The organism is Allocellulophaga tsushimaensis (genome assembly GCF_055383085.1).
In genome coordinates this window covers 2,753,201-2,769,349 of record NZ_AP039451.1, presented here as the reverse complement: position 1 = coordinate 2,769,349, position 16,149 = coordinate 2,753,201, and the positions used below count along the sequence as shown (strand labels likewise).

At 32.7% G+C, this 16,149-nt stretch carries 15 protein-coding genes; 11 read left to right on the top strand and 4 right to left on the bottom strand.

The genetic code is table 11. From position 1 onward, the window contains the following. The first annotated feature begins 70 nt into the window (after positions 1-70). The 3 genes from ACZ451_RS12000 to ACZ451_RS11990 all read left to right on the top strand — a co-directional run bounded on the left by ACZ451_RS12000 (position 71) and on the right by ACZ451_RS11990 (position 4,436). Positions 71-1,996 carry a S9 family peptidase gene (locus tag ACZ451_RS12000; RefSeq protein ID WP_464212722.1) on the top strand — a complete coding sequence of 642 codons (1,926 nt, stop codon included), beginning with the start codon at positions 71-73 and terminating at the stop codon, positions 1,994-1,996. A 78-nt stretch (positions 1,997-2,074) separates the two neighbouring features. Then, positions 2,075-2,767 carry a DUF2490 domain-containing protein gene (locus tag ACZ451_RS11995; protein ID WP_464212720.1) on the top strand — a complete coding sequence of 231 codons (693 nt, stop codon included), beginning with the start codon at positions 2,075-2,077 and terminating at the stop codon, positions 2,765-2,767. A 454-nt stretch (positions 2,768-3,221) separates the two neighbouring features. Continuing rightward, entirely contained in the window at positions 3,222-4,436 is a 1,215-nt protein-coding gene (locus ACZ451_RS11990) for a bifunctional alpha/beta hydrolase/OsmC family protein (protein WP_464212718.1), read from the top strand. A 101-nt stretch (positions 4,437-4,537) separates the two neighbouring features. Here ACZ451_RS11990 and rpsA read toward each other — a convergent pair whose 3' ends face one another. Further along, positions 4,538-6,370, bottom strand: coding sequence for a 30S ribosomal protein S1 (rpsA, locus tag ACZ451_RS11985; protein ID WP_464216923.1), 1,833 nt, complete (start codon positions 6,368-6,370; stop codon positions 4,538-4,540). 287 nt (positions 6,371-6,657) lie between these two features. On the opposite strand from rpsA, the gene ACZ451_RS11980 reads away from it, so the two are divergent. Further along, the gene (locus ACZ451_RS11980) at positions 6,658-7,038 is read left to right on the top strand and encodes a LysM peptidoglycan-binding domain-containing protein (protein WP_464212716.1); all 381 of its coding nucleotides are present in this window, start codon (positions 6,658-6,660) and stop codon (positions 7,036-7,038) included. A 133-nt stretch (positions 7,039-7,171) separates the two neighbouring features. Here ACZ451_RS11980 and cmk read toward each other — a convergent pair whose 3' ends face one another. From cmk to lon, 3 genes are all read right to left on the bottom strand, one after another. Beyond that, positions 7,172-7,864, bottom strand: coding sequence for a (d)CMP kinase (cmk, locus tag ACZ451_RS11975; RefSeq protein ID WP_464212714.1), 693 nt, complete (start codon positions 7,862-7,864; stop codon positions 7,172-7,174). 62 nt (positions 7,865-7,926) lie between these two features. Continuing rightward, positions 7,927-8,316: a VOC family protein gene (locus ACZ451_RS11970; protein ID WP_464212712.1), complete on the bottom strand. Its 390-nt coding sequence runs from the start codon at positions 8,314-8,316 to the stop codon at positions 7,927-7,929. A 27-nt stretch (positions 8,317-8,343) separates the two neighbouring features. After that, a complete protein-coding gene (gene lon / locus ACZ451_RS11965) occupies positions 8,344-10,794 on the bottom strand; it encodes an endopeptidase La (RefSeq protein WP_464212710.1) in 2,451 nt (816 codons plus the stop codon). Between the two features lie 217 nt (positions 10,795-11,011). Here lon and ACZ451_RS11960 point away from each other — a divergent pair, with 217 nt between their 5' ends. The 7 genes from ACZ451_RS11960 (at position 11,012) to ACZ451_RS11930 (ending at position 16,138) form a co-directional block, all read left to right on the top strand. After that, positions 11,012-11,563: an RNA polymerase sigma factor gene (locus tag ACZ451_RS11960; RefSeq protein ID WP_464212708.1), complete on the top strand. Its 552-nt coding sequence runs from the start codon at positions 11,012-11,014 to the stop codon at positions 11,561-11,563. 2 nt (positions 11,564-11,565) lie between these two features. After that, positions 11,566-12,129, top strand: coding sequence for a hypothetical protein (locus tag ACZ451_RS11955; RefSeq protein WP_464212706.1), 564 nt, complete (start codon positions 11,566-11,568; stop codon positions 12,127-12,129). After that, positions 12,110-13,207 (top strand): hypothetical protein, encoded by a 1,098-nt coding sequence (locus tag ACZ451_RS11950; RefSeq protein WP_464212705.1) that lies wholly within the window; start codon positions 12,110-12,112, stop codon positions 13,205-13,207. The genes ACZ451_RS11955 and ACZ451_RS11950 overlap by 20 nt, the downstream gene beginning before the upstream one ends. 31 nt (positions 13,208-13,238) lie before the next feature. Continuing rightward, positions 13,239-13,964, top strand: coding sequence for a head GIN domain-containing protein (locus tag ACZ451_RS11945; protein ID WP_464212703.1), 726 nt, complete (start codon positions 13,239-13,241; stop codon positions 13,962-13,964). A gap of 57 nt (positions 13,965-14,021) precedes the next feature. Then, positions 14,022-14,741 (top strand): head GIN domain-containing protein, encoded by a 720-nt coding sequence (locus ACZ451_RS11940; protein WP_464212701.1) that lies wholly within the window; start codon positions 14,022-14,024, stop codon positions 14,739-14,741. Positions 14,742-14,909: 168 nt separating this feature from the next. Further along, complete coding sequence (locus ACZ451_RS11935) at positions 14,910-15,488, top strand: TetR/AcrR family transcriptional regulator (protein ID WP_464212699.1); 579 nt, start codon at positions 14,910-14,912, stop codon at positions 15,486-15,488. A gap of 110 nt (positions 15,489-15,598) precedes the next feature. After that, positions 15,599-16,138: a hypothetical protein gene (locus ACZ451_RS11930; RefSeq protein WP_464212697.1), complete on the top strand. Its 540-nt coding sequence runs from the start codon at positions 15,599-15,601 to the stop codon at positions 16,136-16,138. The last annotated feature ends 11 nt before the right edge of the window (positions 16,139-16,149 follow it).

Below are 16,149 nucleotides of genomic sequence, written 5' to 3'. Positions count from 1 at the left end.
GCGTTTACCCTAGGTTACACATAAAATTACTAACAATCATCTACAAATAACTTACTTAAAAACAATCCTTATGAAACAACTTACAGTAGTATTTGCAATATTCTTCTTATGGAATTGTAAAGAAGATAAAAAAGAAAACCCTCCTAGTATTGCTGACACCCTAAAAGCATACAGTATTGAACAAATGATGGATAATGAAGCGATTGGTGGTGGGAGTTTTTCACCAGATAAATCTAAATTACTTATTTCTAGTAATCGTTCGGGTATCTATAATATGTATACTGTACCAACTTCGGGAGGTGAAATTAAACCTATAACAGCATCGGATAGCTCCTCTGTTTATGGCATTTCTTATTTCCCTAATGACGAGCGTATTCTTTTTAGAATGGATGGCAATGGAGATGAATTATTCCATATTTATGTACGAGAAGAAGATGGGAGTCATAAAGAGTTAACACCAGAAAAAGGATCTAGAACATCGTTTTATGGTTGGGCAAAAGATAAAAAAAGCTTCTTTTTCACCTCTAATAAAAGAGATGCTAAATACATGGATTTATATGAAATGGATACTGAAAAATTTAATCCAACATTAATCTATAAAAATGATGAAGGATACAGTTTAGGTGGGCTTTCTAAGAATAAAAAATACCTCCCATTAAGTAAATCGATCACCACTAATGACAGTGATTTGTTTTTATACAGTTTAGAAGACCAATCGATCACTAAAATAAACAAAAACAGAAGCGCTAACAGCAGTCAGGATTTTTCTCCGGATGACAACTCTTTGTATTATACCACAGACGATGGAGTAGAATTTGCGCAATTAATGAAATACGATATTGCAGCTAAAACGAGTACCAAAGTAATGAGTCGTGATTGGGATATTGTAGGAAGTTATTTTACAGATAATGGCACCTACCAAGTTACTTATATCAACGAAGATGCAAAAAATAGTATTGAAATTTTAGATGTAGCCACTGGTAAAAATATAAATTTACCATCTTTGGATGGTATGGATATCACAAATGTTGGTTTTTCTCGTGACGAAAAATCAATGCGTTTCTATGCTGGTGGTTCGCACACCCCCTCTAACTTATATGTTTATAATTTAGACACAAAAGAACAGGTAAAATTAACAGATGTTTTAAATGATGAAATCCAAGCACAAGACTTGGTGAATGCAGAAGTAATTCGTTTTAAATCTTTTGACGGTCTCGAGATTCCTGCCATCTATTATAAACCACATCAAGCATCTGCAGAAGCTAAAGTCCCTGCATTAGTATGGGTTCATGGTGGTCCGGGTGGACAATCTAGACAAGGCTTTAGTGCTTTTATTCAATATATGGTAAATCATGGATATGCAGTATTGGCTGTAAATAATAGAGGAAGCAGTGGCTATGGAAAATCATTTTATAAAATGGATGACTTAAACCATGGCGATAAGGATTTAAAAGATTGTGTAGCTGGCAAAAAGTGGTTAGCAGAACAAAATGAGATTGATGGTGAGAAAATAGGAATTATTGGTGGTTCTTATGGTGGGTATATGACTATGGCTGCTTTAACCTATACGCCAGAAGAGTTTGCTGTAGGGGTTAACTTATTTGGTGTAACTAACTGGATTAGAACGTTAAGAAGCATTCCGCCTTGGTGGGAATCTTTTAGAGAAGCTTTATACCTAGAATTGGGAGATCCGAATAGTGTAGATTCTGTTCGTTTAAAAAAGATATCACCATTGTTTCATACCGATAAAGTAACAAAGCCATTAATTGTATTACAAGGCGCAAAAGATCCTAGAGTTTTACAAGTAGAATCTGATGAGATTGTTGCTGGAGTACGAAAAAATGGTGTTCCTGTAGAATATGTTTTATTTGATGATGAAGGGCATGGCTTTGTAAAAAAAGAAAATCAAATTGAAGCCTACAGTAAGGTATTAGAATTTTTAGATACCCATTTAAAAAAAGAAGCCATTACTCCTATTAAAAATAACGACAAATAACAAAACAATATCCCCTCTTTATGCAAGCCATAAAGTGGGGATTATGATATTAATTATTATACTAGCATTCTTTATAAAATGAAAAAAGCGCTCTTAATTATAACCATACTATTCACTTTTAATACTACAATAGCACAAGAAACAGGAGAAGATGAAACTGGTTCTTGGTTGATGTATTTTGGTACCAATAAAATTTCTAACAAACTCAGTATTCACTCAGAAGTACAGGCCAGGTATTATGAAAGCACAAGCAACTTTAACCAATTGTTATTGCGGACTGGACTTAACTATCATATCAATCCTAATGCTATTGCAACTTTGGGCTATGGTTATATTAAAACAGATGGTACTTTTTCAGAATTACTGGGTGAAATAGATGCTACAGAAAATAGAATTTTTCAACAATTTATTCTAAAAAATAAAGTAGGGCAATTTCATTTTGAGCATCGGTATCGCTTAGAACAACGCTTTTTAGAAAGTGGCGGTTTATTAGCTACCGGAGTAAAAAGCACAGAACACCGCGCTCGATATAGAATTCAAGTGACTTTACCACTAACTGACATTTTCTTTTTAAACTTTTACGACGAAGTATTCATCAACCTACAAAACGATGCTTTTGGTCAGAATAGATTGTATGCTGCATTAGGTATCAATGTTACTGAAAATTTAAGTATCCAAACAGGTTATCTAAAAAACCATTTTGCGACAACAAATTTTGATCGGTTACAATTTGGAGTATTTTACAATCCAGATTTAAGGAAGAAGAAATAAGTAGTCAGTAGTCAGTAGTCAGTAGTCAGTAGTCAGTAGTCAGTAGTCAAAATTAATTTTTTATTTTTAAAAGCGATATTTATTTGCATTCTAACGCTATATCAATCTGTACTAACTTAAGTATTCTATTTGTGAAAGCTAAAGATAAAAGTATAGGTTGGGTCTGGACTTATTTTAGAAAAAATAATCGTAAGCAAGAAAATATATTTCAGACTAATTCAAGGGAACATAAATCTTTGATTAAAGAAACCAGTTGTGTATTTTATGATAATTATTAAAGAAAAGCGTCAGTTCGAGTGAATTTTCGGAATGAAATGGAGAATATTTGTATCGAGAATAACTTTTTTGATCCAAAATCCTATTCTCGATATACTTCTTTCCTTTGGTGGAAGCACTCGAATTGACGGTTTTTGAATAAAAAACCATAATTCGCAACAGATTAAAGTAAAATATTATGGCATTACAAAAAGTAACATTTCAGAATAAACAAGGACAAACTTTAGTAGGTAGAATAGAGCTACCTAGCAATCAACTACCGCATAATTTTGCAATTTTTGCACACTGTTTTACTTGTAATAAAAACTTATCTGCTATAAAAAATATCGGAAAATCATTAACTAATGCTGGTTTTGGTGTCCTCCGTTTTGATTTTGCTGGTTTAGGCGAAAGCGAAGGTGATTTTGAAGATACCAACTTCTCCGGAAATGTTGAAGATTTAATTGCTGCTGCTACCTATTTAGAAAAAAACTATACAGCTCCTACCCTACTTATTGGGCATTCTTTAGGAGGCGCGGCTACTATTTTTGCTGCAGAACAAATTGCTTCTGTAAAAGCGTTGGCGACTATAGGCGCCCCATCAGACCCAGCCCACGTACAAGCTTTATTGCGACAAGGGATAGACGAAATAGAACATCAGGGAAAGGCACTCGTAAATATTGGAGGGCGAGATTTTACGATAAAGAAACAATTTTTGGAAGATTTAAAAACAAAATCTTTAGTTGAAACAGTACGCAAAATGCGGAAACCAATTTTAGTATTACACTCTCCTAAAGACCTTACTGTAGGGATAAAAAATGCTGAGGAAATCTATGTAGCGGCGCATCACCCAAAAAGTTTTGTTTCTTTAGATGATGCCGATCATTTATTAATGAATAAAAAAGATTCGCTTTATGTAGGTAAGGTTATTGCAGGTTGGGCGCAACGTTATGTTGAGCTACCTGAGCAAACAACTTTAAAAAGCAATTTCCAAGCAGTTGCTAGTCTAGATGCAACTGATATGTTTACTACAGCTATGAAAGTTGGTAACCATTATATGACTGCAGACGAACCTACTTCTTTTGGCGGAAACGACTTTGGACCTTCTCCTTACGAGCTTGTTTCTGCTGGCTTATCTGCCTGTACTGCTATGACAGTACAAATGTATGTGAGAAGAAAAGGTTGGACATTAGAAAATATAGAAGTACATACGTCTCACGGAAAATCGCATGCAAAAGATTGTGAAGATTGTGAATCTGCAACAACTAAGATTGATACGTTTACGAGAGAAATAAAGTTAATAGGTAATCTTGATGAAAAGCAAGTAAAGCGAATTCTAGAAATTGCTGACAAATGCCCTGTTCACAAAACCTTGCATGCAGAAACACAAGTGATTACAAAATTAGTGGAATAATCTAATTCAAAATATCTACCGTCTCATTTTCCAAATGGGTAAAAAGCAAAAAAGACTGCCTTTACGGGCAGTCTTTTTACTATTTATGATAAATGAAAAGTTTATTTCTTCCCTTCCATTTTATCTTTTAACGCTTGTAATGCTTCATTAGCATCCCCTAAAGTAGGCTTAGCTTCTTCGGCAGCAGCAGCTTGTCTTTTCACAGCAGCTTTTACATTACGTTTTTCTTCTTCTTTAAATAAAGCGGTGTGACTTGCTACAACTCTTTTAAATTCTTTATTGAACTCAATAATTTTGAATTCTGCAGAATCACCTTTCTTTAATGAAGAACCATCTTCTTTCTCTAAATGACGTGTTGGCACAAATGCTGTAATGTCATCATTGAAATCTATAGTTGCTCCTTTATCTACCACTTCAGCAATAGTTGCTGTATGGGTAGTATCTAAAGCAAACTCAGTTTCGTACTTATCCCAAGGATTTTCAGTTGTTTGTTTGTGACCTAAACTTAATTTACGCCCTTCAACATCTAACTCTAATACCTCAACATCTAACTTATCACCTACAGTAACAAATTCTGATGGGTGCTTAATTTTCTTCGTCCAAGATAAATCAGAGATATAAATTAATCCGTCAATACCTTCTTCTAATTCTACGAATACACCAAAGTTTGTGAAGTTTCTTACGATACCATTATGCTTAGAAGCAACTGGGTATTTAGAAGTAATATCTGTCCATGGGTCTGGAGTCATTTGCTTGATACCAAGAGACATCTTACGATCATCTCTATCCATAGTTAATACTACTGCTTCTACTTCGTCACCAACTTTTACGAAATCTTGTGCAGAACGTAAATGTGTAGACCAAGACATTTCAGAAACGTGAATTAATCCTTCAACACCTTCAGCAACTTCAATAAATGCACCGTAATCTGCAATAACAACTACTTTACCTTTTACTTTATCACCAATTTTAATGTCTTCTGATAATGCTTCCCAAGGATGCTTCTCTAACTGCTTAAGACCTAATTGTATTCTTGATTTGTTATCATCAAAATCTAAGATTACAACATTTAATTTCTGATCTAATTCTACCACCTCATTTGGATGATTAATTCTAGACCAAGAAAGATCCGTAATATGAACTAAACCATCAACACCACCAAGATCAATAAATACACCGTAAGAGGTAATGTTTTTAACAACACCTTCTAATACTTGTCCTTTTTCTAATTGACCAATGATTTCTTTTTTCTGTTCTTCAATATCAGCCTCAATAAGTGCTTTATGAGAAACCACTACGTTTTTGAATTCGTGGTTAATTTTAACCACTTTAAATTCCATTGTTTTACCAACATACTGATCGTAATCTCTAATTGGCTTAACATCTATCTGAGAACCTGGTAAGAATGCTTCTATTCCAAAAACATCTACAATCATACCACCTTTAGTTCTGCATTTTACAAAACCATTAACGATTTCTTCTTTATCATGTGCAGCATTTACTCTGTCCCAAGCCATAATAGTTCTGGCTTTTCTATGAGATAATACTAATTGCCCACTTTTGTCTTCACGGATATCAATTAAAACTTCAACTTTATCGCCAACCTTTAAATCCGGATTGTAACGAAATTCGTTTAAAGAAATAACCCCTTCAGATTTTGCATTGATATCAATAATAGCTTCACGATCTGTAATATATACTACCGTTCCTTCTACTACTTCTTCGTCTGCAGTATCTACAAAGTTTTCTGCTACTAACTTTTCAAATTCCTCTAATTTAGAATCTTCAACACGCTCAATTCCTTGTTCGTATTTTGTCCAATTAAAGTTTTCTAAAAATTCTTGTGGATCTTGTACAGGAGTCTGTACTTTTACTTCTTCTTGTGTTGCTTCAGCAGTTTCTACTACTTCTGCAGGTTTTTTGTCTTCAGCCATTTGCTGATTCATAATTTGTATTTTGTAACACTCCAAGAGTTAAATAATTGCTACAAAAGTTGTTATACTTATTTTTTTTGTTTTTACCCTTTTTCTCTTGAATTTCTATTTAAAAGGAGTGCAAAAGTACAACTATTTTTAAATTCTAACAATCATTATTTTACTGATTTTTAATGCTTTGATAGAAAAGCGATCGTCATTATGCTAATAAAGCCAAAAAAGCCGAAAAACTTTTAAAATAATTCCTATATTGTAAACACAAAATATTAACCGTTAAACAAAAAATTATGAGCGTTAAAGCTAAATACCAAGGTGTTTTAAACCTAGGTGAAGAATTAGGAATTAAAGATGGTAACGTAACCGAAGATGGAGGCGTTTTAAAAATAAAAGGTGTTGCAAATACACCCTATGAAAAAAACTTATTGTGGGATAAAATTAAAGAATTAGGAGGCGAAAACGCTTCTGATGTAGTTGCTAATATTTCTGTTGCTGATGATTCTGTTTACCACAGACATACAGTTAAAGGTGGAGAATCTCTAAGCAAAATTGCAAAACACTATTATGGTGATGCTATGAAATACAAAGCTATTTTTGAGGCTAATACAAGTATTTTAAAAAACCCAGATGTTATTCATCCAGATCAAGAATTGGTGATTCCAAATTTATAGACGTTAGACGTTAGACGTTAGACGTTAGACGTTAGACGTTAGACGTTAGACGTTAGACGTTAGATAAAATTAAAAATGCCACTATAAATAGTGGCATTTTTTGTGTATTATTGTCAAGATTTAAAGTAGTTTTTTATTGCTTTTCTATAACCCTAAGAGCGTAATTATAAATCCGCTCAAATTGTTCTTTTAAACCCATATCACTATTATCAAATTCTATAGCACCTTCAGCTATTTTTAAAGGAGATGCTTCTCTATGCGAGTCTAAATAGTCTCTATGTTCTACATTTTCTAAAACTTCTTCGTAAGTCACCTCATCACCTTTATCTAACAATTCTTTGTAGCGTCTGTAAGCCCTTTTTTGTGCTGATGCAGTCATAAACAATTTTAGTTCTGCCTCAGGAAAAACAACGGTACCAATATCTCTACCATCCATTACAATTCCTTTTTCTTTTCCCATTTCTTGTTGCATTTCCACCAATTTAGAACGAACTTCTTCAATAGCTGCAATTTTACTCACATTCTGAGAAACTTGTAAAGTTCTAATTTCTCGTTCTACATTTTTATCATTTAAATACATTTCTGCAAAACCTAAGTCTTGGTTATACACAAATCGTAAGTTTATTTGGGGTAAGTGTTTAATGAGTTCAGTAGCCTTATTTCCATCCTCAGAAATCATACCTTGTTGCATAGCAAAAAGCGTAACTGCCCTATACATAGCACCTGTATCTACATAAATATAACCTAACGCTTTTGCTAATTGCTTAGCTATGGTACTTTTACCTGTAGATGAAAACCCGTCTATAGCTATGGTAATTTTTTGCATGTGTTAAAATTAAGGAGAAATAAATCTTAAAAAAAATCAAAATACGATTTTAGTAATTGATATTAATCTGCATTATTTTTGATACGCCAAGGTGGATTTAATCTATTATCTCCACCATAAAATAAAATTAATTGATTCCCATCTAGGTCTTTTAACCTTGCTTCTCGCCATAACCAACTCTGATCTGTTGGTTCTTGCTCAAACTCAATTCCTTTTTGCTTTAGTTCAATGCAGTATTCATCCAGATTTTCACACTCAAAATACACATAAATTCCATTTCCAATTGGTAGTTTTTCTGTTTGATGAATTGAAAAAGTTGCATTCCCATCTGGGCATTGAAACCTTGCATAATGCGGTAAGGCTTCTACAATCAACTCTAATCCCATTTTTTTATAGAAAGGAACTGATTTAGTTAAGTCTAAAGAAGGAACCGTTATTTGATTTAAATTCAAACTATTATTTTATGATTAAAGGGATCACTACAACTTCTTAGCATTTTTAACTTTCTGTTTTGTAATCGCCAAAGCCACTACTTCGTGCATTTCATTTACATAATGAAAAGTAAGTCCTTTTAAATAATCTGCTTTTATTTCAAGAATATCTCTTCTGTTTTCCTCACAAAGAATAATTTCTTTAATTTTTGCACGTTTCGCTGCTAGTATTTTTTCCTTAATACCCCCAACTGGCAATACTTTACCTCTTAGGGTAATTTCACCAGTCATTGCTAAGCTTTTTTTAATTTTTTTCTGAGTGAATAATGAAACCAAAGATGTTAGCATAGTAATCCCCGCACTAGGACCGTCTTTTGGTGTGGCACCTTCTGGGACATGAATATGTACGTTATATTTTGTGAATACCTCTGAATCTATATCAAAAAACTCATTATTTGCTTTAATATATTCTAGAGCAATAGTAGCCGATTCTTTCATGACCTTCCCTAGGTTACCTGTAATGGATAATGTTCCTTTACCTTTAGATAAAATAGATTCTATAAATAAGATATCACCACCTACACTTGTCCAAGCCAAACCTGTAACAACACCTGCAACATCATTATTCTCGTATTTATCACGTTCCATACGTGCCGGACCTAGAATTTCGGTAATATCATTTGCTGTTAATTTCTCGTTATGATCTAATTCCATAGCGATATTCTTAGCGGTATTACGCACTACTTTGGCCACTTGTTTTTCTAAACCACGCACACCAGATTCTCTAGTATATCCTTCAACAATTTTTTCTAACTGCGGCTTTGCTACTTTTAAATGCTTATCCGTTAAACCGTGTTCTTTTAATTGTTTTGGTAATAAATGTCTTTTTGCAATTTCCACTTTTTCTTCTATCGTATACCCACTTACAGGAATCATTTCCATACGATCTCTAAGTGCTGGCTGAATGTTTCCTACATTATTAGCTGTGGCGATGAACATTATTCTAGAAAGGTCATAGCCCATTTCTAAGAAATTATCATAAAAATCGTTGTTTTGTTCTGGGTCTAAAACCTCTAACATTGCTGATGAGGGATCTCCCTGATGGCTGCTTGATAATTTATCGATCTCATCTAATATAAATACAGGATTAGAGGTACCCGCTTTTTTTAAACTCTGCACAATTCTACCTGGCATTGCCCCTATGTAGGTTTTTCTGTGCCCTCTAATTTCTGCCTCATCACGTAAACCACCTAAAGACATTCGGATGTATTCTCTCCCTAACGATTCTGCGATGGACTTTCCTAATGATGTTTTTCCTGTTCCCGGTGGGCCATAAAAACATAAAATAGGCGATTTCATATCATTGCGAAGTTTTAGAACCGCTAAATATTCTATAATTCTCTTTTTTACATCTTCTAAACCATAATGATCTCTATCTAAAACTTTTTGCGCTCGTTTTAAATCAAATTTATCTTTAGAAAATTCATTCCAAGGCAATTCTAAAAATAATTCTAAATAGTTTCTTTGGATCGAATATTCAGCAACTTGAGGATTCATCCGTTGCATTTTAGATAATTCTTTCGCAAAATGTTCCCCAACTTTTTTAGTCCATTTCTTTTTCTTGGCTTTGGTTCGCATTTCTTCTATCTCTTCTTCAGAACCTCCACCCCCTAGTTCTTCTTGAATCGTTTTCATTTGCTGATGCAAAAAATATTCTCGTTGTTGTTGGTCTAAATCTGTACGTACTTTAGACTGGATATCATTCTTTAATTCTAATTTTTGCAATTCTACATTCATATACTTTAGCATAGCTAAAGCACGTTCTTGCATATTAGGAATTTCTAATAAATCTTGTTTTTCTTGTACATCAACACTAAGATTAGAAGATACAAAATTGATCAAGAAAGAGTTACTCTGTATATTTTTTATCGCAAAAGTAGCATCGGAAGGAATGTTAGGATTGTCCTTGATAATTTTTAAAGCCAACTCTTTAATAGAATCGACAATAGCTAAAAATTCTTCATTATCTTCTTCTGGCCGTTCTTCTTTAGCTTCTCTAACGGTTGCCGTCATATATGGTTTTTCGGTAAGTACTTCTGCCACCTCAAAACGTTTTTTACCTTGAATAATTACTGTAGTATTGCCATCAGGCATTTGCAATACTCTTAAAATACGTGCTACCGTTCCTAAAGTATTAATATCTGCAATACTTGGATTTTCTACTGCAGCATCTTTTTGAGATACTACGCCTATTACTTTACTGCCAGCATTTGCTTCTTTTATTAATTGTATAGAGGAATCTCTGCCTGCAGTTATAGGCACTACAACACCTGGAAACAATACGGTGTTTCTTAATGGTAAGATTGCTAAGGTTTCAGGCAAATCTTCTTTATTCATTTCCTCTTCATCTTCAGCTGTTAAAAGTGGTATTAGCTCTGACTCCTCATCTATTGCTTGAAACGACATATTGTCAAAATTTGAAAACTTTGAATTTCCCATAAGTATATTTCGGTCATTCTGTCACCGCAGTGCAGAAATCTTTTAAGTATTATTATTTGTATTCTTGTAGTGAATCACTAGCATATAGCATATTAGTCTAACAAATTCACTTTTATTTACGCTTTAAAAAGCAATTCTTATGCCAACAGTAAAAAAAATATTTAAAAAGTGTAACAATACTGAAAAAGCATTATCTCTATAACAAAACAACAACTTTTTGAGCCACAAAAAAGAACATATTGATGCTTTAGTGCAATTGTGTTTAGAAGGAAAACAGAGTGCACAGCTAGAAATTTACAACCGCTACTACAAAGCCATGTATAACACGGCAGTACGAATTGTAAAAGATAGTGCCGCAGCTGAAGATGTAATGCAAGAATCGTTTTTAAGCGCTTTTACGAAACTGCATACATTTAAAAGGGAAGTTGCCTTTGGAGCCTGGTTAAAACGCATAGTTGTAAACAACAGCATCTATCATTACAGAAAACAACAGAAAAAAAATGAAGTTGTTCTGGATGATGTAATCCATAAGGTCGAGGATAATGATGGAATTGCTTCGGATCATGTGTTTACGAAACTGATGGCTCAGAAAGTAGTGGAAACCATGAAAAGTTTAAAAGACAGTTACAGAGTTTCTTTGACCTTATATTTAATTGAAGGATATGATTATGAAGAAATAAGTACTATTATGGACATAAGCTATGCAAATTGTAGAACTACAATTTCTAGAGCAAAAGAAAGTTTAAGAAAAAAATTGATATCAGCATAAAGATGAAAAAAGATAATATAGAGCAACTATTTGATGAACTTGAAGGCACTTTTGACTTTGAGGTCCCAGAGAATGGGCATCAAAATAGGTTTTTAGAAAAGTTAAATGCAGCAAAAGGAGTACAGACTTTAGCTAAGAAAAAGAAAAACTGGTTTAAACCACTTGCTATAGCAGCATCACTGCTATTCATATGCGGTTTAGGGATTGTTGGTATTTCTAATTCAGCCCCGACAACAGATGATCAGATTGGACAGATATCTCCTGAGATATCAAAAACGGAGCATTATTTTGCAAATGTAATAGACCTAGAAATTCAAAAATTACAAAAAGAAAGTACTCCTGAAACAAAAAAAATCATAGCAGATACTATGATTCAAATAAAAAAGCTAGAAGAAAATTACACCAAAATTGAAAACGATTTAATTAATGGTGGAAACAGTAAATTAATTTTAAGTGCGATGATTAATAATTTTCAAACAAGAATAGATTTATTGGAAGAAGTTTTAATACAAATTGAAACGATTAAAGAATTAAAAAATCAAAATGATGAAAAAGCAATTATATAAATTAATGATCATCACTTTCGTATTAGCTCCTATAGGCCTTATAGCAAATAGTGGCAAAATGAAAGGGAAGTACACTAAAGAAAAAACTGTTAAAAAAGAGTATACTGTAAATGCAGATGCATTGCTTAGAATACATAATAAGTATGGTAACCTAAATGTAAGCTCTTGGGACGAAAATAGGGTTGTTATTGAAGTAACGATAAAAGTAAATGGAAATAACGAGGAAAAAGTAATTCAAAAATTAAATAACATTACCATAGATTTTGATGACAGTTCTAATATGGTCTCAGCAGAAACGATATTTAAAAGTAGTAAAAGTGGCTGGAACTGGGGTTGGGGAAATAAAAGTAATGTAAATATGCAAATAGATTACAATATTAAAGTTCCTATTAAAAACAGTATTCATCTAAATAACGATTACGGAAACATTATTTTAGATCGTATTGATGGGCATGCAAAAATATCTTGTGACTATGGTAGGTTAGAAATTGGAGCATTACGTGGTAGAAATAATAAATTATCATTTAATTATACTAAAAATTCAACTTTTGGATATATAGAAAGTGCTTATATTAATGCAGATTATTCTGGTTACACCATAGAAAAAGCAGGAAATTTAGAGATTAATGCTGATTATACAAATTCTACTGTTCTTGAGATGGACAACTTGTCTTATGTTAGTGATTATGGAAAGTTAATTGTTGAAAAAGTAAATAATGTACAAGGCAATGGAGATTATACGAATATTAAATTAGGTGTAGTACATGGTAATCTTGATGTCTCTGCCAGTTATGGTTCATTAAAAATTAATGAAATGGCTGAAGATGCTGGTAATGTTGAAATTAGAACAGACTATACAGGTGTAAAAATAGGGTATCATCCGTCTTACTTTTTCAATTTTGAAATACAAGCGGAATATTCTGGGGTTGGTGGTAAAGAAAATTTTAATATCAACATCAGTAGAGAAAAATCTAGCCAACGTTATTACAAAGGTTTTTATGGAAAAGAGAACAGTGGAAATAACGTAAGTATTAATAGTGAATATGGTGGTATAGCCTTTCATAAAATCGATTCATAAGGATAACATAAACACATAAAAAACAGCAATCATGAAAAAAATTATTGTATTAGGATTATTATTATCCTTAAGTTCAGCTTGTAATGCACAATGGAATAGCAAAAAAATAAAAGGAAATGGTAACCTACAAACTATAGAAAGATCTATTGGAGATTACGATCGTATCAATGCTTCTGGTGCTTTTAATATCGATTTAGTGAATGGACAAGAGGGAGAATTAGAAATTAATGGAGATGAAAATCTTTTAGAATATGTAGTAACTGAAGTTGAAAACGGTACCTTAATCATTAAAACTCAGAAAGGAATTAACTTAAAACCATCTAAACATAGAAGTATAAAAATAAACGTTCCTGTACAAGAAATAAATGGTATTAAACTTTCTGGTGCTACTGATATTATTGGAAAAACCACTTTAAAAGCAGATACTTTTAAAACAAATATCTCTGGTGCTGGTGATATGGATATTGATGTAGATACGAATGAGTTAAGCATTTCTATGTCTGGCGCGGGAGATTTAAAAATTAGCGGAAATACAGATGAGTTAAAAATTAAAATTTCTGGAGCTGGTGATATTAGCGGTTATAATTTAGATGCTAATGATGTTTATGTAGAATCATCAGGAGCATCAGATGTAAATATTACAGCACTTAAAAGTTTAGATGCCAGAGCATCTGGAGCGTCTGATATAAGCTATAAAGGCAATCCCGATAGAGTAAAGACAAAATCTAGTGGTGCTTCTGATATTTCTAAGCGATAAACTATTCTACAAACACATAAAAATCAGAACATATTATCAATCAAAAAATGAACAATTATGAAAAAAATTAGCATCTTATGCATTGCTTTATGTACTATCGCTATTAGTTCTGCACAATGGGGCGAAAAAGTTAGAGGAAACGGAAATGTAATTACCGAAAAACGTACCACAACAGATTATGACGAAATTACCATCGGCGGTTTTTTTGATGTAATGCTTGTTAATAATACCGAAGGACAATTAGAAATTACTGGTGAGGAGAATATCTTAGCCTACATTATTACAGAAGTAAAAGACAATAAGCTTATTATTAAAACTAAAAAAGGAGTTAATTTAAGAACCAATAAAAAAGTTTCTTTAAAAGTACCAGTACAAGATATTAGTAAGCTTAAAGCATCTGGTTCCGGTAATGTTATTGGTGATAATTTCACCTTAAAAACAACTACGCTAAGCACTTATAACTCTGGATCTGGCAATTTGAGTTTAGCTGTAGAAGTAGATCAATTAAGCTCCTCCATATCTGGCTCAGGCAGATCTACATTAAGTGGAACAGCTGAGGACATTGATATCAGAGTTTCTGGTTCTGGTAACCTAAATGCTTTTGAGTTAAAAAGTAAAAATGCAGAAGTACAAATTTCTGGTTCTGCTAATGTAAAAATAGATGTGTCAGATCGTTTAGATGTCAAAATTTCTGGTTCAGGCAATGTACGTTATAAAGGGAATCCTAAGAGAGAATATACCAAAGTTTCTGGCTCAGGAAATGTTTCTAAGGCTTAAAATAATATACTAATACTAACTTTTCTCAACCTCCTTAAATTTTATAGTTAAAATTAAGGAGGCTTTTTATTTTCTGAATAAATTATCAGATTCACTAATATGGTAAATAAAAAAAATCACTTTTTTTTGTAAGTGGGTAAATTAGTATACGACTGTTCGAATATTAAAATGAAAAAAGAGAATATACATAGAGCTTTGGAAACCGGGATAAAGATCCTGAGCCAGAAAGGGTATCATAATCTTGGTCTTAGAGAGTTTTTGGAAAATGCCGAAATACCCAGTGGTTCTTTCTACTATTATTTTAAGAGTAAGGAAGACTTTGCTGCAAAGGTATTGGAACACTATGGTAATAAGGTTGGAGCTTACTACACTTCAAGATTACTAGAAAGTGATACACCATATAAGACCAGGTTAGAAACCATTTTCAATGAAGAATTAAAACGATTGGGTGCTTCGGAATATAAAGAAGGTTGTATGGTTGGAAGTCTTTCTAGTGAAATTGCTGGACAGAGTGAGGTGATTCAGAAAGTTGCCAACAGCAATTATAAAAAATGGCTAACCATATTTAGTCAGTTTTTTACAGAAGGGCAAGAAAATGGTGATTTTTCAAAAGATTTTGAAGCTTCAGAAATGGCAGTGTTCTTTCTTACCAGTAGACAGGGTGTTATGACACATATGAAGGCTACAGGAAATGATGAATCGTATCAATTATTCAAGTCTTTTATAATGAAAATAATAAGGCATTAATTTTTTTAATCTCTATATATACGAACGTTCTAATATTAGTAATGCAAAATTTAAATAAGAAACAAAATAACGTGGTAAAACATCTATTAATTTTTTTTAACAAATATATTATGTGCAAAAATATTTTATCAGTAATTATTATATACTTTCTTACGAGTAGTTTAATAGCTCAAAAAAAAGATATACAGACTCCTTTGACAGAAAGTATTGATGTTACAAAGCTTTATGAATTTAAAGAAAGTAAAAATAAAAAAGTCCCAAAAGAAGTGTTCTTTGGATTAATCTTTGCCCCTTTTGCAGTTACAACTTTTAAAGGAGATCCGCCGTTTTCAACAGACACTTCACTATTTTTAACAGCAGCAGTGGTAAAAGGTGATTGGTCTGTTGCTCCTTATTATAACTTTGGTACCAATAGTGCAGGAGCTTTTTTAACCTATACTATTATAGACGAGTTAGGAACCTATGTTTCATCCGATAAGGCACTCGTAGGAAATACAGGAACATATGCACTGGGATTCACTACACCAATACTAGAAGATTATATTCAAGGTTATATTGAAATCGGAGGCACCTATGGAGATGATACTACAGCTTTTTTTGGTATTGGTCTTTACTTTAATATTCTTAAATCAGTTACCTCTTGGAGATAGTAAATTTTTTT

What these genes read in the sequence shown, in the direction of transcription:
- ACZ451_RS12000 (WP_464212722.1), top strand. Translation starts at nt 71, where the DNA reads ATGAAACAACTTACAGTAGTATTTGCAATATTCTTCTTATGGAATTGT.
- rpsA (WP_464216923.1), bottom strand. Translation starts at nt 6,370, where the DNA reads ATGGCTGAAGACAAAAAACCTGCAGAAGTAGTAGAAACTGCTGAAGCA.
- ACZ451_RS11995 (WP_464212720.1), top strand. Translation starts at nt 2,075, where the DNA reads ATGAAAAAAGCGCTCTTAATTATAACCATACTATTCACTTTTAATACT.
- ACZ451_RS11980 (WP_464212716.1), top strand. Translation starts at nt 6,658, where the DNA reads ATGAGCGTTAAAGCTAAATACCAAGGTGTTTTAAACCTAGGTGAAGAA.
- ACZ451_RS11950 (WP_464212705.1), top strand. Translation starts at nt 12,110, where the DNA reads ATGAAAAAGCAATTATATAAATTAATGATCATCACTTTCGTATTAGCT.
- cmk (WP_464212714.1), bottom strand. Translation starts at nt 7,864, where the DNA reads ATGCAAAAAATTACCATAGCTATAGACGGGTTTTCATCTACAGGTAAA.
- ACZ451_RS11935 (WP_464212699.1), top strand. Translation starts at nt 14,910, where the DNA reads ATGAAAAAAGAGAATATACATAGAGCTTTGGAAACCGGGATAAAGATC.
- ACZ451_RS11945 (WP_464212703.1), top strand. Translation starts at nt 13,239, where the DNA reads ATGAAAAAAATTATTGTATTAGGATTATTATTATCCTTAAGTTCAGCT.
- ACZ451_RS11955 (WP_464212706.1), top strand. Translation starts at nt 11,566, where the DNA reads ATGAAAAAAGATAATATAGAGCAACTATTTGATGAACTTGAAGGCACT.
- ACZ451_RS11940 (WP_464212701.1), top strand. Translation starts at nt 14,022, where the DNA reads ATGAAAAAAATTAGCATCTTATGCATTGCTTTATGTACTATCGCTATT.
- ACZ451_RS11930 (WP_464212697.1), top strand. Translation starts at nt 15,599, where the DNA reads ATGTGCAAAAATATTTTATCAGTAATTATTATATACTTTCTTACGAGT.
- ACZ451_RS11990 (WP_464212718.1), top strand. Translation starts at nt 3,222, where the DNA reads ATGGCATTACAAAAAGTAACATTTCAGAATAAACAAGGACAAACTTTA.
- lon (WP_464212710.1), bottom strand. Translation starts at nt 10,794, where the DNA reads ATGGGAAATTCAAAGTTTTCAAATTTTGACAATATGTCGTTTCAAGCA.